The organism is Ereboglobus sp. PH5-10 (genome assembly GCF_029504735.1).
Lineage (GTDB): Bacteria > Verrucomicrobiota > Verrucomicrobiia > Opitutales > Opitutaceae > Ereboglobus.
The window spans coordinates 119,868-140,838 of sequence record NZ_JAQFIP010000003.1 but is presented as its reverse complement, the minus strand read 5'-3'; the positions used below and the strand labels follow the sequence as shown (position 1 = coordinate 140,838).

Here is a 20,971-nt window from a genome sequence, read left to right as displayed (position 1 = left end):
CCGGAGGCGGGTGGATTGCGCTCCGCTTATTCCCGTTCGTTTAGCGACACTTCGCCGCCGAGCAGGCGCAGGGTCGCAAAATCCGCAGCCTTGCCGGTGAACTCAAGCCGGGCCTTTTCCTTCGCCATCGCGGGAATCGTGACGTTCGTCGGCGCGCGCTGCACACGGGCGACATAACCGGACTTGTCGAGAAGCATGACTTGGTCGGATGCCGCGAGTCCGCTCACACGGATTGGCGCGTCCGTTTCGTTTGCCAGGCCGAGTGTCACGATCACCGCGCCCCGCGTCTCGTCGTCCTCCACGCTCAGAATCTCGAAGCTCACCTTGCCTTGCATTTCGGCAAAGGTCGTTGCCACGCTCGCACCGTCCACGCCCGTGGTTTGTTTGCGTCCCTCGTCAATGCCCTCGGAGATGCCGGAGAAAACGCCCTTGGCTGTTTCGACGGTTTTTTTCGTCACCGTGCCAACGACCTTCTTTGTCGAGTTCCCGCTCGGACAGCCGGTCAGCGCCAGTATCGCAAATCCCGCGGTCAGGCCCGCAAAACACTTGTTGAGTAGTGGTTTTTTCATGGCGTGTTCTTTGCCCGCTTCGTCCTTGCCAAGGAAGGAAAAAATGCGCGGATGAAAAATACGCGGCATTTTCCACGCCCAAGAAATCGTAAAACTGATCTGAACTTGCAGCAATTGCGCTTATTATTGCGCCAAACGGCGTTGGACAATTTGACTAACCGCGCGGGCCGGTGTCATTTGCAATCGTCCGAAACCGCCATGCCTGAAAACTCCGCCGCCGCCAGCTCATCCGCGCCCCCCGTCATACTTCTCATCGACGATGATTCCGAGGTGCGTTATTCCCTCTCCCGCGTGCTTTCCTCGCGCAACTACAACATCGTCGAGGCCGCCAGCGGCGAGCAGGGTGTCGACATCGTCAAAAAATCCCCGCCCGCCCTTGTCTTTCTCGATGTGCGCATGGGGGGCATGAGCGGCATCGAGGCGCTCCAGCACATCCGCTCCGTAAATCCGCGGCAAATGGTCATTCTCATGACCGCCTTCGGCACCGCGCAAACCGCCATCGAGGCCATGAAATACGGCGCGTTTGATTACATCATGAAACCCTTCGATCCGCAGAAGGTGCTCGCGCTTGCCGAAAACGCGCTCAAGGCCCGCGCCGACACCCGCGCCGCGAGCGATTACAAACCCGCCATCACCAGAGACGATTTTAAGGAGGGCATCGTCGGCGGCTCGCAACCCATGCGGGACGTGTTCAAGCTCATCGGGCAAGTCACCGCCAGCGACGTCACCGTGATGATCACCGGCGAAAGCGGCACCGGCAAGGAACTCGTCGCGCGCTCCATTTGGAAGCACAGCCGCCGCGCCCCAAAGCCCTTCATCGCCGTCAATTGCGCCGCGATTCCCGACAACCTCATCGAGAGCGAACTCTTCGGCCATGAAAAAGGCTCCTTCACCGGCGCGACCAACCAGCGCATCGGCAAGTTCGAGCTCTGCGACGGCGGCACGATCTTTCTCGACGAAATCGGCGACATGGCCCCGGCCACGCAGGCGAAAATCCTTCGCGTGCTCCAGCAGGGCGAAATCCAGCGCGTCGGCGGCGGCGAAACCATCAAGGTCGACGTTCGCATCCTCGCCGCCACGAACAAGGACATCGATGCCATGATCCGCGAAAAAACATTTCGCGATGATCTCTACCACCGCCTCAACGTCGTGCGCATACGCATTCCCGCGCTTCGCGCCCGTCCGGACGACATTCCGCCACTCGTCGATTTTTGCGTGCAAAACCTCGCCCGCCAAAAAAAGACCCGCGCGCGCAAGGTTTCCCCCGAGGCGATGTCCGTGCTCACCCGCCATCGCTGGCCGGGCAATGTGCGCGAACTCGAAAACACAATCTATCGCAGCGCCGTCATCGCCCAGGGCGACACAATCCTCCTGAAAGACCTGCCGCAGGAAGTGCGCGACGCCGTGGGAGAAGTGCGGGATGAAACACACTCCGGCGCTCCTGCGTCCGAACCCGCGACAACAGCGGCGTCCTCAACAAACAAATCCGAGCCCTCGCTCACAACCGGGCGCGCTCTCGATTTCCTGCGCGAAACCCTTTCCGAATCCGGCGGGCCCATTCTCGCGCGGTTGGAACGCGAAATGATAATTCGCGTGTTCAAGGCCGAAAACGGAAACACTGCGCGCGCGTCCGAAAAACTTGGCATCACGCGCGCCACTTTGCGCAAACGGCTCGATGAATACGGGCTGAAACCGTAGCGCTGTCGCGGACAGCCGGCCTGCGTCACATGACCGTCCCGGCGCGTTTTACGCCGGAGGCGACGCACGCGGGGACGGCGATGCCGTCGCGAACATTGCCGGCGACGACCAGGCCGGGGTGCGCTCGCTCAAATTCGTCGATCAACGACAGGTATTTTTCATGGCCGACGTTGTATTGCGGAATCGCGCGCTGGTGCGTGGTGAGTTTCTGGAAGACGGGCGCGCCCTGAATGCCGAGCAGTTTTCCAAGCGGCGGGCTCACAAGGTCGACAAGCTGTTGCTCGCCCAAGCTTGCGAGTCCCGGCTGGCGCGTGCCGCCGATCATCACGGTGAGCGCCGCGTGCCCCGGCGGGGTGCGCCCTGCGAAGAGGCTGCTGCTGAACAGCACGCCGAGGAACGGCAGCTTCTCGACTTCCGGCACGAGCGCGCCAAATCCGTCGAGCGGATGCGCGATTTGCTCGCGCTTGTAGCCAAGGAAAAGCGAGGCGAGCGGCGGCGAGGCGATTTCGCCGAGCCCGGCGAGCGGTGCAAAGAATTCGCCGGGGCGCGCGGCATCGGGCGCGATTTGCAACGGGGCGAGCGCGTGGGGCGGGATGGCGAGCAGCACCTTGGAGAATGTTTCCGTTTGCGCGGCGCCGTCGCGCATCCAGCGGACGAGCCAGCGCGGTTCGGACGCGCCACTGCTTTCACAGCGCGAGATTGATTCGATGCGCGCGCCGGTTTCGAGGGCCGAGTTTGGCAGTTGCGCGGCGAGCGCGTCGGGCAATTCCTGCAGGCCGTTTTGGAACGAAAGCATTTCGGCCTTCGGGATGCCGGCCTTGCGGCGGGCGCGCATCTGGGCGATTTGTCCGCGGACGATCGAGCCGTGCGAGCGCTCCGCGTCCCAAATGAAGGGCATGGCGTGGCGCGCGGAGAGTTTTTCCGGATCGCCCGCGTAGATGCCCGCGACCATGGGGTTGAGCGCGTAATCGATAAATTCGTCCCCGTAGTGCTCGCGCGCGAGTTCGGAGAGCGGGAGATCCTCCGTGCGGTTTCGCGGGCGCGAAAAGAAAAAGTCGCGCGCGATGCGCCATTTTAGGTTGAACGAAACAATCCTCGTGGTGGCCGCGCCGAACGCCGATGTGGGCAGCGCCATGAGTTTTCCGTTGCGCACGATGAAGCGTTTTTTGGCGAGCGGGTCGGGGCGCAGGCGGCTTTGGGCGAGCCCGGGGATGTCGAGGTAGCGCTTGAACTCGTTTGTCTTGTCCAGCACGGTGTTGGGGCCGGTTTCGATGAGCCAGCCCTCCGGCGTGCGTTCGCTGCGAATGGAGCCGCCGAGCTGCCCCGACGCCTCGAAAAGGCGGACGCGGCGGTTTTCACTGGCGAGATGGTGGGCGGCGGCGAGTCCCGTGATGCCTCCGCCCACGACGGCGATGGACTGGTTGCTCATTTTGCGTGGAGGGGTAATGCACGGGACGCTTTGGGGGGCGCGCAACAAAAAAACATATTTCCGCTTTACACCCGCCGCATTGTCCGGTCACCTTTCACCCTTTTCGACTAATCATGCAACCTACATTCCGTCCACATCGCAAGAAGCGCGCCCGCCAGATCGGTTTCCGCGCGCGCAAGGCCACCAAGGGTGGCCGCAAAGTCCTCGCCAATCGCCGCCGCGTCGGCCGCAAACGCCTGACCGTGGTTTGATTCCGTCGCGTCCCTCATCTCGATATCCAACGCGACTTAACTTGCCGGCATCATGCGTTTCCGCCCCGAACAACATGTGCGGCGGCAACGCGACTTCCGCAGTTTGCGGGAAAAAGGCCGCCGCTTCGAATGCGGCGGCTTTGCGTTTTGGCATTACAAACGTCCGGACGCCGACGCTTCCGAAACCGCGCCGCCGGTTGTTCGCGTCGGAGTGGTCGCCTCTTACGCGGCGGTTGGAAATGCCGTTGCCCGCGCGCGCGCCAAGCGCCGGCTGCGCGAGGTTTTCCGCCAAAACCAGCAACTCGTTCCGCCCGGACACGACATCCTGCTCGTCGCCCGCCGCTCGCTTAACAAAACGGATTTTTCAGTGATCGGGCAAAAATTTGCCGACGCCTGCCGCAGGGCTTTTCAGAAACAACCAACCGAAACCAAACCGTGAACAAAACCATGCAATCGAACAAAGAACGCTTGCGCACGGAGCGGCGGTCTCCAGGCCGCCGGACGCGGCAAGGCCTCGCACGGCTTGAGGGTCAGGGACTGGAGATGTCGATGGTTTCGGAATCGGATGGCGGGGTGCGTCGCGCCCCGTCCGGCGGCCTGGAGATCGCCGCTCCTTTGTTTTTGATCGCCGTTTACCAGCGCGTCATTTCGCCCGCGCTGCACGTGGTTGCGGGCTCCGCGTTTGGGTGCCGGTTTCATCCCACTTGCTCGTGTTATGCCGCCGAGGCGCTCCGCGCGCACGGTTTGCTGCGCGGACTCGCGCTGGCGGCGTGGCGGCTGTTGCGTTGCTCGCCGTTGAGCGCGGGCGGTCTTGACCCGGTGCCTCCACCCGCGCCGCGCCGCCGGCTCCGTTGCGAGCGCGTCGCCTGAATTTTTCTCACAAAACCAAACACTCTCTCCCAAAAAACGTTCGTATAATGGATAAAAAAAACCTCCTCATCGGCATAGTGCTGCTGGTCGCCGCATTCGGGCTCATGCAATACACGGGCTCGCGCAACACACCGCGCCAGCAACCGCCGCCGCCCGCGCAGCAATCCGCGCCCGCCGGCGCGCCCGGTTCCGCCGTGCCGCCCTCCGCGCCCGGCGTGCAGAGCAACGCGACCTTCGCCCCGGTTGCCTCCGCCTACGAAGACGCGCGCTACGTGACGCTTTCGAACGACTACATCCAGGCGCGCTTCACCAACTTCGGCGGCGCGCTTGAGGACATTGCCTTCAAAAAATACGCCGCCGAAAAAAGCAGCGACGAACCCTTCGTTTTCAACGGCAGCCACGCCGACCCGATCTTCGCGTTCACGACCGACGCGTTCACGTCGAAAAAACTCGACCGCCATGTGTCCTACGAACTCGTTTCGCAATCGGCCACCGAGGTTGTTTACCGCACGGTTTTTGAAAACCGCATCGAGGTGCTGCGCCGCTACACAATCGTGCCCACCGGCGCGCCCGAGGCCGCGGGCGATCCCTACATCATCCGCCACGAGCTCACGCTCCGCAATCTCACCGGTGAGGCCGTGCCCATGCCGGCGTTTTCCTTCAACATCGGCACGGCGTCGCCCGTCAACGAGCGCGACAACGGCATGTATTTGACCAGTGGATACAACAACGGCGAGAAATCGAAGTTCATCGAGCGCTCCAAGCTCGCCGGCGGCAGCGGCTTCCTCGGCTTCGGGGCCAGCGCCCCGGTCCCCTACGTCAGCTCGCCGGAGCAGATTGTCTGGGCCTCCGTGAGCAACCAGTTCTTCACCGGCCTGCTCACGCCCGACCAGCCCGGACGCGGCATGATCACGCGCCGCATCGAGCTGCCGCCGCTCCGCGGCATGACCACGCCCGCCGTTGGCCTCACCGTGAGCGCGGCGTTCGACGTGCCCGCGCTCGCGCCCAACGCCGAGACCACGCTCGGCTTCAACTATTACGGCGGCCCGAAGGAATACACCCGCATCCGCTCGTTCTCCAAAGTCTCCAAGAAAAACGAGGACGAGGTGCTGCAATTCAGCAGCGGCTTTTACCGGACGATCATGCTCAGCGGCTTTTTCTCGCCGATCATGAACCGGCTCATGGTTTTCATGCACAGCTTTGTCGGCCAGTGGGGCATCGCCATCATCATGATGACGCTGATGCTCAAGTTCGTGACGCTGCCCTTCACGCTCTCCGCGTCGCGCTCCGCCAAGCGCATGCAAAAAGTGCAGCCCGAGATGCAGGCCATCCGCGAGAAATTTAAGGACAACCCGCAAAAGCTCAACCAGGCCACGATGGAGCTCTTCAAGAAGCACCGGGTGAATCCGCTCGGCGGCTGCCTGCCGATCTTCATCACGATGCCGCTCTTTGTCGCGTTTTTCTTCATGCTTCAAAGCACCGCCGAACTCCGCTTCCAGAGCTTCCTGTGGGCGAGCGACCTTTCCGCGCCCGACACCATCGCGCGCCTTCCCTGGCTGAATTTTCCGATCAACATCATGCCGATCCTCATGGGCGCCACGATGATGATCCAGATGCGCCTCACGCCTTCTCCCAGCGTGGACAACATGCAGGTCAAGATAATGAAGTTCATGCCGCTCATGTTCATTGTCTTCTTCTACAACTTCTCCTGCGCGCTCGCGCTCTACTCGACGGTCAACGGCCTGTTCACCATCTGCCAGCAACTCGTCGTCAACCGCATGAAGGACAAGGAACCCGCCCCCGCCCCCGCGCCCGCGGCAAAGGGCAAGCGCCCGATGAAAAACGTGACGCCCCCGAAGAAAAAATAAACACGGGCTTCACATTCACCCGATAACATTTCATCATTCGAGAATCACCACTCACCCTAATCCAACATTCCCCCGCCATGGCAGGACACAGTAAATGGGCCAAACTCAAGCACTTCAAGGGCGCGATTGACGCCAAACGAGGCAAAATCTTTTCCCGCATCTCGCGCGATCTGACTCTTGCCGCCAAAGCCGGCGGCGGCGACCCCGACGCAAACCCCCGCCTGCGCACCATCCTCCTGAAGGCGCGCGACGCCAACATGCCCAATGACAACATCGACCGCGCCATCAAGAAAGGCACGGGCGAGCTTCCCGGCGTTTCCTACGAGGACGCCACCTACGAAGGCTACGGCCCCGGCGGCGTGGCGATGATCGTCAAGGTGACCACGGACAATAAGAACCGCGCCGCGGCCGATGTGCGCAGCGTGTTTTCCCGATACGGCGGCAACCTCGCCGGCGCGGGCGCGGTGGCGTTCAATTTCACCCACGCCGGCCAGTTCCTGATCGCGAAGGACAAGACAACCGAGGACCAGCTCATGGAAGTGGCGCTCGACGCCGGCGCGGACGACATCATCACGACCGAGGAAGGCCACGAAGTGCGCTGTCCGATCCCCGCGTTCGACAAAGTTTCGCAAGCGCTGGAGCAGGCGGGCATCAAACCCGACTCCGCCGAAATCGCCTACATACCGAACAACACGGTGGCGATCGACGCGGCGGTCGCCGAGTCGCTCCAAAAGCTGCACGACGCCCTCGACGAAATCGACGACGTGCAGAGTGTGTTTTCGAACGAGGAGTAAGCGCGCTGCCGCCTTCTTGCGCCGGGCGGAAAATCCGCGCATGCGCGCCGGGCGAAATCCCATTGCGCGGCGCCGTTGTTTGCGTTTTTTCAATTGGCCGTGGAAATGCCTCCAAAAGTCAATGTGCTCGGCGTGGGCGTCAGCGCCATGAACCTGCGCGTCGCCACCACGCTGCTGCTTGATGCCGCGCGCGCGGGGCGGGGCGGGTATGTGTGTGTGACGGGAGTGCATGGGGTTTCGGAGGCGCAACGGGACGCCGGATTCAAACGCATCCTCAACGACGCATTCTTGAACACGACCGACGGCATGCCGCTGGTCTGGCTGGCAAAATGGCGCGCGGGCGGGGACATCGGGCGCGTCTACGGGCCCGACCTGATGCTTGCGCTCTGCGAGGCGGGCGTGGAGGACGGGCTCACGCATTTTTTCTACGGAGGCGGCGAGGGCACGGCCGGGTTGCTGGCGGAAAAACTCGGCGCGCGTTTTCCGGGATTGAAAGTCGCGGGCGTCAAGACGCCGCCGTTTCGCGAGCTCGACCCGGCGGAACTCGCCGTGCTGGCCGCGCGCGTGAACATGCTCAAGCCGCGCTTTTTTTGGGTCGGGTTGGGCGCGCCGAAGCAGGAAAAATTCATGGCGCAATTCGCCCCGCGCATCGCCGGGTCGGGCACGGTGTTGCTTGGCGTGGGCGCGGCGTTTGACTTTTTGTCGGGTCGCGCGCGGCAGGCTCCTCGCTGGATGCGGCGTTGCGGGCTGGAATGGTTTTTCCGGCTGTGCATGGAGCCGCGCCGGCTTTGGCGTCGCTACTTGATAAACAATCCGCTGTTCGTGCTCAGGGTGACGCTCCAGTTGCTCGGGCTGAAAAGATATCCTCTTGAGGAAACGCTGCGCAAAGGGTAAGCAATTTCGCATATGAAAAAGATACTGGTCTGCGGCGCCGGGGGATTCATCGGCGGGCATTTGGTAAAGGCCTTGCTCGACTTGGGGCACAAGGTCGGGGCCGTGGATAAAAAGCCCGTCGAGGCGTGGTGCCAAATTCATGACGCCGCGGAGTCGCGGACCCTGGACTTGCAGTTGCGCGACGCCTGCGCCGAGGCGGTGCGCGGATACGACGAGGTGTATAATCTGGCCGCGGACATGGGCGGCATGGGGTTCATCGAAAACAACAAGGCGCTGTGCATGTTGAGCGTCTTGATCAACACACACCTGCTTGTGGCCGCGCGCGATTGCGGCGCGGGACGTTTTTTCTTCTCGTCGTCAGCCTGTGTTTACAATGCCGACAAACAAAAGAGCACGGACGTGACGCCGCTGACGGAGGCCGACGCATATCCGGCGATGCCGGAGGACGGCTACGGATGGGAGAAACTATTCAGTGAGCGCATGTGCCGCCACTTCGACGAGGATTTCGGCGTGGTCGCTCGCGTGGCGCGTTATCACAATGTTTACGGGCCGCACGGCACCTATGACGGTGGCCGCGAGAAGGCTCCCGCCGCGATTTGCCGCAAGGTGATCGAGGCGGTGCGCACCGGCAGGCATGAAATCGAAATCTGGGGCGACGGCAGCCAGACGCGCAGTTTCACCTACATCGACGATTGCATAAAAGGCACGCTGTTGCTCATGGGCGGCGACTGCGCCGAGCCGCTCAACATCGGAAGCTCGGAACTCGTGTCGATAAACGGCCTTGTCGGCATCGTTGAGGAAATCGCGGGCGTGAAGCTCGCGCGAAAATACAACCCCGGCGCGCCCAAGGGCGTGAACGGGCGCAACAGCGACAACACGCGCATCAAGTCGCTGTTCGGCTGGGAACCGTCGACGCGCCTGCGCGACGGCATGGAGCAAACTTACCGCTGGATTTACGACGAAATGATGCGCGCCGGGCGCGAGGGAAAAGCGTCGCGCGTGAATCTCCATTGACGCGGGCTTGCCGCCGTCCCGCGGCACGCGCAACTCCCCGGTCGCTTTCCATTCTTGCATCCTCCGCGGACGACGGACTTTATTTTACGTTTTTCCGGACCACTTTTATTTATGAAAAAGACAGCCAAACGCTCATCCGCCACCGCGACAAAAACCGCCCCGCGTGAAATGAACGGCGCCGATTGCGTCGTCGAATGCCTTCTGCGCGAAAAGGTCGGTGTCGTCTTCGCGTATCCCGGCGGCGCGGCGCTCGAGTTGCACCAGGCGTTCGCGCGCAACAAAAAGCTGCGCGTCATCCTTCCCCGTCATGAGCAGGGCGGCGCGTTCGCGGCGGGCGGCTACGCGCGCGCGTCCGGCAAGGTCGGCGTGTGCATGGCCACCAGCGGCCCCGGCGCCACCAACCTCGTCTCCGGCATCGCCGACGCGTTCATGGACTCGATCCCGCTCGTCGCCATCACCGGTCAGGTTTTTTCAAAATACATCGGCAAGAGCGCGTTTCAGGAAACCGACTTTTTCGGCATGACACTGCCGATCGTGAAACACTCCTACCTCGTGCTCGATGTCGCCGACCTGCCGCGCATCTTCAAGGAGGCGTTCGAGCTCGCGCGCAGCGGCCGGCCCGGCCCCGTGGTCATCGACATTCCGAAGGACGTGCAACAGGCGCGCTTCGTGCCGCGTTTCCCGGAAACAGTTTCGTTCCGCAATCCGTTTGTCGGGTTGAAGCACACCGCGAGCGACGCGCAGTTGAAACAAATCGCCGGACTCGTTTCGGCCTCGAAAAAACCGATGCTCTATGTCGGCGGCGGCGTCATCTCGTCCGGCGCGCACAAGGAGCTGCTCGCGTTTGCCGAGCGCGCGCAAATACCGGTCGCGACCACGCTCATGGGCCTCGGCGCGTTCCCCGAGACGCATCCGCTCTCGGCGCGCTGGTTCGGCATGCACGGCTCGGCGTATGGCAACTGGGCCGTCGACCAGTGCGACCTGCTCATCAGCCTCGGCGCGCGTTTCGACGACCGCATCACGGGCGACACGGACAGATTTGCTCCGCGCGCCAAGATCATCCACATCGACATCGACGCCTCCGAGCACAATAAAAACAAGCGCGTTGATTACCCGGTTTGCGCCGACGTCAAGGATGCGCTCACGCGCCTGAACAAGCTCATGTCCGCGCGCTCGTTTGCCGCGCCCGACACGGCGGCGTGGATTGCGCAAATCCGCGAATGGCGCAAGGAGCATCCGTTCAGTTATCCGGACAGCCCGCACATTTTGCCTCAGGAGGCGGTGGCCTCGCTCTACGAACTGAGCAAGGGCGACGCGATCATCGCGACCGGCGTCGGACAGCACCAGATGTGGGCCGCGCAATTTTACTCGTTCGAAAAACCGCGCCGCTACATCAGCTCGCTCGGCCTCGGCGCGATGGGTTACGGCCTGCCCGCGGCGATTGGCGCCAAAGTTGCGTGTCCGGACAGGCAGGTCATCGACATCGACGGCGACGGCTCGACCACGATGAACATTCAGGAACTCGCCACCGCGGCCATTGAAAAAATCAACATCAAGGTGATGGTCCTGAACAACCAGCACCTTGGCATGGTGACACAGTGGGAGGACCGTTTTTATCAAAGCGTCCGCGGGCAGACGATTCTTGGCGACGTGAACAATATCGGCAGCCCGACAAACATCGGCGGCCTGTATCCGAACTTCACACAGATCGCGGAAGGCTTCGGCGTGAAGGCGCGCCGCGTGATCAAGAAGAGCGAGCTGCGCGATGCGATCCGGGAAATGCTCGACCATGACGGCCCGTATTTGCTCGACGTGATCGTGCCGCACAGCGAGCACGTTTTGCCGATGATCCCCGCCGGAAAATCGGTGAAGGAAATGATCATGAAGTAAGCGCTCGACCTCGCGTGCGCGAAAGACTCTTTGCCCAGGCGCGAAACCGACAAAACAATCTCCTTAAACCCAAAACAAAAAACAATGACTGAAAAAAAATCCGTGGTAATCGGCTGTGACGAAGCGGCCTGGGAACTCAAAAACACGCTCAAGGCCCACATCAAAAGCCTGGGCTACGAGGTCGAGGACGTCGGCTCCGAGGAGGGCGTTTCCGTGCTTTATCCCGACATCGCGCTGGCCGTGGCCGAGGCGATTCGAAGCGGACGCCATGAGCGCGGCGTGCTGCTGTGCGGCACGGGCATCGGCATGGCCATGACCGCGAACAAGGTTCCGGGTATCCGCGCCGCGCAGGCGCACGACACATTTTCCGCGGAGCGCGCGCGCAAGAGCAACAACGCGCAAATCGTCACTCTCGGCGCGCGTGTGATAGGCCCCGAGCTGGCCAAGATGATTGTGCGCGCTTTTCTGGAATCCGAATTCGAGGGTGCCCGCTCGCTGCCCAAGGTTGAAAGAATGGCTGAAATCGAGCGCGCGATGCGCCAGGCGTAATCGCGCGCGAACTACTCGCTCCACACGCTGGTTCCTTGAATAATTTCAAGGAACCGCAAACACTGTGCCGCATGAGTTTTTATCGTTTGTGCAAATGTCTTCTCGGCGCGCTGTCACTGTTGCTGGCCGGATTTTGCGCGGCGTCGGGCGCGGCTGACAAGGCGGGCGCGCAGGATCTTGGCGAGGGGCTTGTGTATTTTCGCATGACAAACCCCGCCGCCGACTTGCCCGCGCTGAAATCCGTGCTCGCGGAAAACAAGGCGGCGGTTGTCGATTTGCGCGGAGTGGATGCGAGCGTGGCCGATGTGCGCGCGTTGCGAATCGCGCTTGTTCCGCCGGTGTCCCCGGCGACTCGGGCCGCGCGTTTTGTGTTGATCAATCGCGACACGTCGTCAGCGGTTCCGTTCACGCTCAACGCCGGATTGCCGGACAACACTCAGGGCGTGCTGGTCATGGCATTGGCCGGCGACAACGTGCCCGCCGACGTGAAGGTGCGGGGTTCCGTTGAGGACGACCGCCGCGCATGCGAGGCGATTGCGAAAGGCGCGGCGGTTTCGACTCTGATCAATCACCAGCCGGACAAAAAGCGCTATGACGAGGCGGCGCTCATGCGCGACTATCAGGGATTGCCGGAGCCGGAGGTGGAGGCAAAAACGGTCGCGGATAAAAAAGCCCCGGATGCGGCGGGCCCTGATTCGCAGGCGAAGCCGGGTGAAAAAGAAACCGAAGGCGAATCGTCGTCGCCAGAATCACAACCACCTCCAACGGATTCATTGCTGCAGGCCGCCGTGCAAACGCATCGCGCGCTACTGGCGCTGGGGAAGTTGTAGGCGTCGATTATCTTATTGAGGATAGTTTTTGGTGTTTGTTTGGGGGCGAGGGTGTGGCCGCATATTCGACGCCAAAGGCGTCATACAAATTAGCCCTGGGTGTGGCGCGTAGCGCGCAACCCAGGGGTGCGATAATATAAAGTCGGCGCCCTGAATGGGCGCGACAACATGTGGTGGCGGGTGTTGCACCCCTTCAGGGTGCTGAATTTTAAATACAAAAACCCGGGGCAGTGTAACTCGCCCCGGGCTAAGTTGTAGCACGCCTTTGGCGTGCAAAGGCAGTCACGAAACTTCTGCCTTCTCGCTAAACGAATTTTTTGAGTGTGCTATGGTGGTCTGCGAACGGTGGAAGTATCGGCTTTGCGAAACCGTCCCGCCTTTTATTCGGCGGCTTCGCCCGCGTTGGCGGCTTCCTGCTCTTCCTCGGACTCGACGACCTTGGCGATGCTTAGGAGGGTGTCGCCTTCGGCGAGGGTGAGCAGTTTCACGCCTTTCGCTCCGCGGTTGGTTTCGCGGATCGTGTCCACCGGGCAGCGGATGCTTTGGCCTTTCGCCGTCAGGAGCATGACTTCGTCGGTGTCGTGGACGCTTAACGCGCCGGCGAGGTTGATTTTTTCAGGGAGGTCGATCGCCCACACGCCCGTGCCGCCGCGGTTGATGAGGCGGTAGTCCTCAAAGCGGGTGCGCACGCCGAGGCCGGCTTCACTGGCGACGAGGAACTTCGCGGTGTGGTCAACCACTTCGATGACTTCGAGGTAGTCGCTCTTGAGCTTGAAGCGCATGCCGGTGACGCCCGCGGTGGCGCGGCCGGTGGCGCGGAAGAGGACTTCGCCGGTCTCGGCGTCGCTTTCGCGGAAGCGCACGGCGAGGCCTTGGTGCGAGACGAGGATGAGTTCGTCCTTGCCGGTCGTGAGCACGCAGCCGATCACGGTGTCGCCTTCGGCGAGGTTGATGCCGATGAGGCCGTTTTCACGGGTGGCGTTGGCGTAGTCGCCGAGGGTCGTTTTCTTGATGGTGCCGCGCTTGGTCGCCATGACGAGGTAGCGGTTGGCGGCGTTTTCATTGGCGAAATCGGGCGTGCAGAGCATGGCGGCGATTTTCTCGCCTTCCTTGAGCATGAGGAAGGAGTGCACGGACTTGCCTTTCGCGGCGCGGGCGGCCTCGGGGATTTCGTAGACTTTCTTCGCGTAGCACTGGCCGGTGGTCGTGATGAAGAGGATGTAGTCGTGCGTCTCGGCGGTGAAGAGGCGTTCGACAAAGTCGTCCGCGTAGGTCTCGGTGCCGATGACGCCTTTGCCGCCGCGTTTTTGCGAGCGGTATTCGACGACGGGGGTGCGCTTGATGAAGCCGAGGTGCGAGACGGTGATGACGCAGCCTTCGTTGGGGATGACGTCCTCCATGCGGAACTCGCCGAGCGCGCCGGTGATTTCGGTTTTGCGTTCGTCGCCGAATTTTTCCTTGAGGGCGAGGAGTTCGGTTTTGATGACTTCGCGGAGTTTGTAGTCGTTTTCGAGGATGGAGCGGAGTTCCTCGATGAGTTTGAGGAGTTCGAGGTATTCGGCTTCGATTTTGTCGCGTTCGAGGCCGGTGAGCTGGTAGAGGCGCAGTTCGAGGATGGCGTCGGTCTGGCGCTCGGTGAGCGGGTATTTGGCCATCAGTTTTTCCCTGGCCTCGGCGCGCGAGGCGGAGGCGCGGATGATGCGGACAAAGTCGTCGAGGTTGTCGAGGGCGATTTTGTAGCCTTCGAGGATGTGGGCGCGGGCCTCGGCTTGGTTGAGGCGGAACTGGGTGCGGCGGGTGACGACTTCGCGGCGGTGGTCGATGAAGCATTCAAGGAGTTCCTTGATGTTCATTTGCTTGGGGCGCTTTTTGTCGAGGGCGAGGAGGATGGCGCCGAAGGAGGACTCGAGGGCGGTTTTTTTGAAGAGTTGGTTGATGATGGGCGAGGCTTGTTCGCCGCGCTTGAGTTCGATGACGATGCGGGTGTTGGCGTCGGATTCGTCGCGGACGTCGCGGATGCCCTCGATTTCCTTTTCGGTGACGAGTTCGGCGATGCGGGTGACGAGGCTGGCGCGGTTTACGTTGTAGGGGATTTCGGTGATGACGATTTGCTCGCCGGTTTTGTTGTCCTCGGTGTGGGCCTTGCCGCGGACGCGGATGATGCCGCGGCCGGTTTTGAGGTAGGAGAGGATGCCTTCGCGGCCGGCGATGACGCCGCCGGTGGGGAAGTCGGGGCCTTGGATGATGTCGCAGAGTTCGTCAACGGTGGTGGAGGGGTTGTCGAGGAGGAGCGCGGCGGCGGCGGCGACTTCGTGGAGGTTGTGCGGGGGGATGTTGGTGGTCATGCCCACGGCGATGCCGGTGGAGCCGTTGAGGAGGAGGGTGGGGAGGCCGGCGGGGAGGACGGAGGGCTCGGTGGTTTTTTCGTCGAAGTTGGGGACGAAGTCGACGGTGTCCTCGTCGAGGTCGGCGAGGATGGTTTCGGCGGTGTGCTCGAGGCGGGACTCGGTGTAGCGGTAGGCGGCGGCTTCGTCGCCATCGACCGAGCCGAAGTTGCCTTGCGGGTTGATGAGCGGGTAGCGCATGACCCAGGTTTGGGCGAGGCGCACGAGGGCGTCGTAGACGGAGGAGTCGCCGTGGGGGTGGTAGTTGCCGAGCACTTCGCCGACGACTTTGGCGCATTTGGTGAAGGGGCGGTTGCGCAGGAGGCCGAGGCGATACATCGCGTAGAGGATGCGGCGTTGCACGGGTTTGAGGCCGTCGCGGGCGTCGGGCAGCGCGCGGGAGATGATGACCGACATCGAATAATCGATGTATGCCGTCTGCATGATGTCGGTGATGTTGGCCGTGGAGAGTTTGTCGGGCGGTGTTTGCATTTATGAAAAGGAGGAAGGAGTCAGAATACAGGAGTCAGGAGTCGGAATACAGAGGGCTTGAGGGTTGCCGGAGGTTTTTTCTCCTGTCTCCTGACTTCTGTATTCTGACTCCTTTTTTTTATTAGACGTCGAGGTATTGGACGTTGAGGGCGTTGTCTTCGATGAATTGGCGGCGGGGGGGGACTTCGTCGCCCATGAGGAGCGTGAAGAGGGCGTCGGCCTTGGCGGCGTCGGCCACGCTCACGCGGAGGAGGCGGCGGCGCTCGGGGTCCATCGTCGTCTCGTAGAGTTGCTCGGGGTTCATTTCGCCGAGGCCTTTGTAGCGCTGGATGGTGAGGCCTTTGCGGCCAAGGGCGCGGATGTGCGAAACGATTTCGAGCGGGCTGTGGATTTCGATTTGGCTTTCCGATTTCTGGCCGGCGTTTTCGGTGATGATGTAGCGCGGTTCCTCGGTGGGGCCGTAGCGGTTGATGTCGAGTCCGGAGGCGGCGGTGATGGCGCGGAGGATTTTCGACATTTCCGTCGATTCGAAGATTTCGTGGACGGTGATGCGTTTGAGCGGGCCGGCGGCGGCTTTTTTGGCGGCGGGGGCGGTGTTGTTGCTGTTGTCGTCGGTGGTTGTCGCGGAGGGCGTCGCAAGCGGCGCCCCCACGGTGCCGGCGGGTTGCTCGAAGAGGTCGGCGTCGAGGCCGTGGTCTTGCACGAACTTGGCGCGGGCGTGCTCGTCCATGAGGAATTGGTGGCTCTCCTTGTTGCCTTCGCGGATGCGCGCGATGTAGCGGGGGAGGGCGTGCGTTTCCTTGTCGTGGCAGTCGAGGTATTCGGCGAACGAGGCGCCGTATCGGGTGACGCCGCCGCCGAGTTTTTCGAGCGCCGAGAAGTGCTCGACGAGTTTGTCGATTTCGGCGGGGGCGAGGACTTTGTTGTCGCGGAGGCGGGTGAGGGTGACGTCCTCGGAGCCGAGTTCGAGGAGGATGCGGTTCATCTGCTCGTCGTTCTCGATGTATTGCTCGCGTTTTTTGCGTTTGATTTTGTAGAGCGGCGGCTGGGCGATGTAGATGTAGCCTTTGTCAAAGAGGCCGCGCATTTGGCGGTAGAAGAAGGTGAGGAGGAGGGTGCGGATGTGCGCGCCGTCAACGTCCGCGTCGGTCATGATGATGATTTTGTGGTAGCGGGCCTTGTCGCCGTTGAAGCCGCCTTCGGTGGGCGTGCCGTCAACGTCGAAGTTTTGTCCGATGCCGGTGCCGAAGGCGGTGATCATGGTGCGGATTTCGGCGTTGGAGAGCACCTTGTCGAGGCGGGCTTTTTCGACGTTGAGGACTTTGCCGCGGAGGGGGAGGATGGCTTGGTAGCGGCGATCGCGGCCCTGCTTGGCGGAGCCGCCGGCGGAGTTACCCTCGACGATGTAGATTTCGCATTCGGCGGGGTCGCGCGAGGAGCAGTCGGCGAGTTTGCCGGGGAGGCCGCCGCCGGAGAGGGCGCCTTTGCGGACGGTTTCGCGGGCCTTGCGGGCGGCCTCGCGGGCGCGGGCGGCGTTGACGATTTTGTCGATGATGCGCTTGGCGGTGGGGATGTTGGCCTCGAGGAAAAACTTGAGTTTTTCGCCGACGATTTTTTGCACGATGCCGTCGACCTCGCCGTTGGAGAGCTTGGTCTTGGTCTGGCCTTCGAAGCGGGGTTCGGGGACTTTTACCGAGATGACGGCGGTGAGGCCTTCGCGGCAGTCGTCGCCGTTGATCGGGGGGTCCTTTTCCTTGAGGAGGTTGTTGGCCTTGGCGAAATTGTTGAGGACGCGGGTGAGCGCGGAGCGGAAGCCGGAGAGGTGCGTGCCGCCCTCGATGTTGTGGATGGAGTTGGCGTAGGCGAAGATTTGCTCGTTGTAGGAGTCGTTGTATTGCATCGCGACGTCGACGGCGATGGGCGGGCGGGTCGGGTCGTTTTCGTCGGCGACGGAGTCGGAGAACGAGACGGGGTTGGGGTGGACGAGGTTTTTGTTGGTGTTGAGATACTGGACGAATTCGACGATGCCGTCCTTGAAGTAGAAGACGTCGGATTTTTGCGAGCGTTCGTCGTTGAGTTCGATGCGGACGCCGGGGTTGAGGAAGGCGAGTTCGCGGAGGCGGCGCGCGAGGATTTCGTATTGGAATTCGCGCGTGGTGAGGAAGATTTCCGCGTCGGGCTTGAAGGTGATTTTTGTGCCGGTTTTCTTGGTGTCGCCGACGACGGTCATCTTTTGCGTGGTGAGGCCCTGGGCGAAACGCATTTGGTAGACCTTGCCGTTGCGGCGCACCTCGGCCTCGAACCATTCGGAGACGGCGTTGACGCACTTGGCGCCGACGCCGTGGAGGCCGCCGGAGACCTGGTAGGCTCCCTTGCCGAACTTGCCGCCGGCGTGGAGGTTGGTGAGCACGAGCTCGAGGGCGGGGATGCCGTATTTGGGGTGGATGTCCACGGGGATGCCGCGGCCGTCGTCCTCGACCGAGCAGGAGCCGTCGAGGTGGATGGTGACCTTGACGGAGGTGGCGAAGCCGGCGAGGCACTCGTCGATGGAGTTGTCAACGACCTCGAAGACGCAGTGGTGGAGGCCGCGCTCGTTGGTGTCGCCGATATACATGTCGGGGCGTTTGCGGACGCCCTCGAGGCCCTCGAGTTTTTCGATTTGGGAGGCGTTGTAGCCGGATGCGTCGGCGCCTGCGGCGGGGTTCTGGTCGGCGTTTTGCGGGTCGTTTTGGTCGGACATATTTGCGTGGAAAATCGGGTGCGTAATTGCGTTAAAAATAAAAGGGAAATTGCATCGAAATTCAGGGTCGGACGCAATGGGTTTTTAGGGGAAAATGGGATTATTTTTCGTGATGGAGCACGGCGTGATTTTGAGGGCGGCGGCGTGGTTAAATTTCAAATTTCAAAATCCCAAAGCCCAAGAGATTTGAGCGCGTGTAATTGCGTCGTTGTGTATGATTAAACACAATCGCTGCTGCGCGCAAAGCCAAGACCTGAGAAATGGGGGGCGCTATGCGTTTTGAGGTCTGCTGCTCCGCGCCTTTGTCAACGAGGGAGGGATCTATAAGGAATTATTTGGCCTTTGTATCCGGATTCTCCGTTACGCCTGTCAAAATACCTTGAAATATATCCAGCAAACGGGGGTTGGTTGATGGGATTTTGGTGTATTCGGGATTCATCTCGATGCCCGTGACAATATAGGCATATCCATTGGTCTTGTAATCCTTGGGTAATATAAATGCTGCATACGAAAGAAATAACCGAGATGTATCAAATGGACGATTCCTTCCTCGTTGGGTTTCCCGCCATTCGTCAAATCGGCTTTTATAGAAAAAGACGCTTCCAATTTTTGATTCAAACACAGGCTTTTTTTCAAAGAGAAGTGATTGCCGGTCGCCAAAGGTTTTTTTGTGAAATTTCGGAATGTCCTTTCTTATCATCGAGTCGGCTATCTTACGGTCTTTTTCCGTCAGCAATTTGGCGGCAATCGACACTTTTATCACATTAAAATCGCCCATCGCATTCTCACTTTGACGCTTATAGCATATCCGTGTCTTGTTATCCAAGACACTCACGTTCCATTGCGCGGGGGCGTCGATTTTGTAAGTTACAGAAAATCCATCCGCAACGATTGTTTCTGGAATTGGAGTTGTTTCTGCATGCAGCAGGGTAGCTAACGTGCTGCACAATATTGAGAGGAGCAAATTCTTCATTGGTTTCGCGATTGCTAGCAGAGTGATAGGTATTGCAAAAAAAGCGAGGTTCCTTCTCCAAAACATACGCACAAAAAAACGCCCCCGGTTTCGAGGGCGTTTCGGTTTCCAAATTGGAAGAAAACTGGCGCGGTCTTTAGCGCTTGGAGAACTGGTAGCGCTTGCGGGCGCCGGGCTGGCCGGCTTTCTTACGCTCTTTCTCGCGCGGGTCGCGGCGGATGTGGCCGGCCTTCTTGAGCGCGGGACGAAGCTCGGGATTGAGCTTCTGGAGGGCGCGGGCGATGCCGTGCGCAACGGCTCCGGCCTGTCCGGAAACGCCGCCGCCGTCAACGAGGACGGTCACGTCAACCTTGTCGCGCATCTCGGCGACGATCAAGGGGGCGCAGGCGGCCTTGGAGAAGGTTTCGTGCGGGAAATACTTGTCGTATTCGAGTTCGTTGACGACGAACTTGCCCGAGCCTTCGGAAAGGCGGACGCGGGCGACCGAGGTTTTGCGACGGCCAGTGCCGAGGTGGATGACTTTTTCGCTCATGGGCTAATTATTTGAGAGTGATTGTGACGGGGTTTTGCGCCTCGTGCGTGTGGTTCGGGCCCTTGAAGACGCGCAGTTTCTTGAGCATCTGGGCCGCGAGGCGGTTTTTCGGGAGCATGCCCTTGACCGCGTGGGTGATGATGAACTCGGGCTTCTGCTCGCGCATCTGGGCGAGGGAACGATAGCTTTCGCCGCCGACGTAGCCGGAGAAGAACATGTATTCGTTTTGCTCGTCTTTCTTGCCGGTGAGCGCGACTTTCTCGGCGTTGATGACCACAACGTAATCGCCGGTGTCAACATGCGGAGTGTAGGTGGCCTTGTGACGGCCGCGAATAATATTGGCGACTTTAACTGCGAGACGGCCGAGCACGAGCCCGTCGGCATCGATGAGATACCACTTGGGCTGCACTGTCTCTTTCTTGGCGAGGAACGTTTTCATGAAAGGAAAAGGGGTTGATTGGTAGCGCACGGCGGGTGACTGTCAACCACGGAAGTTGGGAAAAATTCAAATCGAGAGATTTTCGGTGGGCGCGGCGGCTGCAAAAACCGCCGTTTTTCCCTTTTTTGCGCCGTGTCGCCGGCTGTCATTTGCCCGGACGACGCGCCATTTTGCGATGGAATCGGCATTGTTCGCCAGGGCTTAATCCAGCTTTACGATGCGCACGCCGGCGTCACCGAGCATGGGGGCGACAATCGGGTCGTTGTTGTAGTCGTCGCGGTAGCGCACTTCGGCGATGCCGGCGGCGGACAGGATTTTTGCGCAGTTGATGCACGGATAATGTGTGACGTAGGCGATGCAGCCTTCCACCGAGCTGCCGCGGCGCGCGGCGTCGGCCACCGCGTTTTGCTCTGCGTGCACGGTTGATTGCTCGTGCCCGTCGCGCACCCGGGAGATGTGCGGCACGCCGGGCAGGTAGCCGTTGTAGCCGGCTGCCACGATGCGGTTTTTGCGCGCGCCGCCGCTCACGATCACGCAGCCGACATGCAGGCGTTCGCACGGCGAGCGCGTCGAGATCAATAGCGCCGTCGCCATGAAATATTCGTCCCACGAGGGGCGCTCCGTCGCCGTCGCGGCCGCATTGGCCACGATGTCCACAAGTGATTCGGTTGATTCCGTGCTCATAATATCCGGGGAAGATTGAAAAACGCCCGGAAAAAAGCGAGGCGTGTTTTGCTTTCCCTTTCCGCCTTATT

At 61.1% G+C, this 20,971-nt stretch carries 19 protein-coding genes; 11 read left to right on the top strand and 8 right to left on the bottom strand.

Annotation, left to right across the window (positions count from 1 at the left end; genetic code table 11):
• Nucleotides 1-26: 26 nt before the first annotated feature.
• Nucleotides 27-569: a hypothetical protein gene (locus M2447_RS03980; RefSeq protein ID WP_277509803.1), complete on the bottom strand. Its 543-nt coding sequence runs from the start codon at nt 567-569 to the stop codon at nt 27-29.
• A gap of 198 nt (nt 570-767) precedes the next feature.
• Between M2447_RS03980 and M2447_RS03975 the strand changes: the two genes are divergently transcribed.
• A complete protein-coding gene (locus tag M2447_RS03975) occupies nt 768-2,267 on the top strand; it encodes a sigma-54 dependent transcriptional regulator (protein WP_277557485.1) in 1,500 nt (499 codons plus the stop codon).
• A gap of 25 nt (nt 2,268-2,292) precedes the next feature.
• On the opposite strand, the gene hemG is transcribed toward M2447_RS03975, so the two are convergent.
• The gene (gene hemG, locus M2447_RS03970; protein ID WP_277557484.1) at nt 2,293-3,696 is read right to left on the bottom strand and encodes a protoporphyrinogen oxidase; all 1,404 of its coding nucleotides are present in this window, start codon (nt 3,694-3,696) and stop codon (nt 2,293-2,295) included.
• Between the two features lie 113 nt (nt 3,697-3,809).
• Here hemG and rpmH point away from each other — a divergent pair, with 113 nt between their 5' ends.
• The 10 genes from rpmH (at nt 3,810) to M2447_RS03920 (ending at nt 12,656) form a co-directional block, all read left to right on the top strand.
• A complete protein-coding gene (rpmH, locus tag M2447_RS03965; RefSeq protein ID WP_277509807.1) occupies nt 3,810-3,947 on the top strand; it encodes a 50S ribosomal protein L34 in 138 nt (45 codons plus the stop codon).
• A 52-nt stretch (nt 3,948-3,999) separates the two neighbouring features.
• Nucleotides 4,000-4,386, top strand: a complete 387-nt coding sequence (rnpA, locus tag M2447_RS03960) for a ribonuclease P protein component (RefSeq protein ID WP_277509809.1) — start codon at nt 4,000-4,002, stop codon at nt 4,384-4,386.
• A gap of 158 nt (nt 4,387-4,544) precedes the next feature.
• Nucleotides 4,545-4,817 carry a membrane protein insertion efficiency factor YidD gene (gene yidD, locus M2447_RS13710; RefSeq protein ID WP_343215365.1) on the top strand — a complete coding sequence of 91 codons (273 nt, stop codon included), beginning with the start codon at nt 4,545-4,547 and terminating at the stop codon, nt 4,815-4,817.
• 47 nt (nt 4,818-4,864) lie between these two features.
• Complete coding sequence (gene yidC, locus M2447_RS03950) at nt 4,865-6,685, top strand: membrane protein insertase YidC (RefSeq protein WP_277557482.1); 1,821 nt, start codon at nt 4,865-4,867, stop codon at nt 6,683-6,685.
• Nucleotides 6,686-6,762: 77 nt separating this feature from the next.
• Nucleotides 6,763-7,479, top strand: coding sequence for a YebC/PmpR family DNA-binding transcriptional regulator (locus M2447_RS03945; RefSeq protein WP_277557481.1), 717 nt, complete (start codon nt 6,763-6,765; stop codon nt 7,477-7,479).
• Between the two features lie 105 nt (nt 7,480-7,584).
• Nucleotides 7,585-8,373 (top strand): WecB/TagA/CpsF family glycosyltransferase, encoded by a 789-nt coding sequence (locus tag M2447_RS03940; RefSeq protein ID WP_277557480.1) that lies wholly within the window; start codon nt 7,585-7,587, stop codon nt 8,371-8,373.
• A 12-nt stretch (nt 8,374-8,385) separates the two neighbouring features.
• On the top strand, nt 8,386-9,387 hold the full coding sequence (locus tag M2447_RS03935) for an NAD-dependent epimerase/dehydratase family protein (RefSeq protein ID WP_277557479.1): 1,002 nt from the start codon (nt 8,386-8,388) through the stop codon (nt 9,385-9,387).
• A gap of 111 nt (nt 9,388-9,498) precedes the next feature.
• Entirely contained in the window at nt 9,499-11,277 is a 1,779-nt protein-coding gene (gene ilvB / locus M2447_RS03930) for a biosynthetic-type acetolactate synthase large subunit (protein ID WP_277557478.1), read from the top strand.
• Nucleotides 11,278-11,361: 84 nt separating this feature from the next.
• On the top strand, nt 11,362-11,826 hold the full coding sequence (gene rpiB, locus M2447_RS03925) for a ribose 5-phosphate isomerase B (RefSeq protein WP_277509816.1): 465 nt from the start codon (nt 11,362-11,364) through the stop codon (nt 11,824-11,826).
• Between the two features lie 71 nt (nt 11,827-11,897).
• The gene (locus M2447_RS03920; protein ID WP_277557477.1) at nt 11,898-12,656 is read left to right on the top strand and encodes a hypothetical protein; all 759 of its coding nucleotides are present in this window, start codon (nt 11,898-11,900) and stop codon (nt 12,654-12,656) included.
• A 380-nt stretch (nt 12,657-13,036) separates the two neighbouring features.
• On the opposite strand, the gene gyrA is transcribed toward M2447_RS03920, so the two are convergent.
• The 6 genes from gyrA to M2447_RS03890 form a co-directional block, all read right to left on the bottom strand.
• The gene (gene gyrA / locus M2447_RS03915; RefSeq protein WP_277557476.1) at nt 13,037-15,532 is read right to left on the bottom strand and encodes a DNA gyrase subunit A; all 2,496 of its coding nucleotides are present in this window, start codon (nt 15,530-15,532) and stop codon (nt 13,037-13,039) included.
• Between the two features lie 121 nt (nt 15,533-15,653).
• Complete coding sequence (gyrB, locus tag M2447_RS03910) at nt 15,654-18,272, bottom strand: DNA topoisomerase (ATP-hydrolyzing) subunit B (protein ID WP_277557475.1); 2,619 nt, start codon at nt 18,270-18,272, stop codon at nt 15,654-15,656.
• A 331-nt stretch (nt 18,273-18,603) separates the two neighbouring features.
• Nucleotides 18,604-19,245, bottom strand: a complete 642-nt coding sequence (locus tag M2447_RS03905; RefSeq protein ID WP_277509821.1) for a hypothetical protein — start codon at nt 19,243-19,245, stop codon at nt 18,604-18,606.
• A 136-nt stretch (nt 19,246-19,381) separates the two neighbouring features.
• Entirely contained in the window at nt 19,382-19,777 is a 396-nt protein-coding gene (rpsI, locus tag M2447_RS03900; protein ID WP_277509822.1) for a 30S ribosomal protein S9, read from the bottom strand.
• Between the two features lie 7 nt (nt 19,778-19,784).
• Entirely contained in the window at nt 19,785-20,216 is a 432-nt protein-coding gene (gene rplM, locus M2447_RS03895) for a 50S ribosomal protein L13 (RefSeq protein ID WP_277509823.1), read from the bottom strand.
• Between the two features lie 201 nt (nt 20,217-20,417).
• A complete protein-coding gene (locus M2447_RS03890; RefSeq protein ID WP_277509824.1) occupies nt 20,418-20,900 on the bottom strand; it encodes a deaminase in 483 nt (160 codons plus the stop codon).
• Nucleotides 20,901-20,971 lie beyond the last annotated feature (71 nt).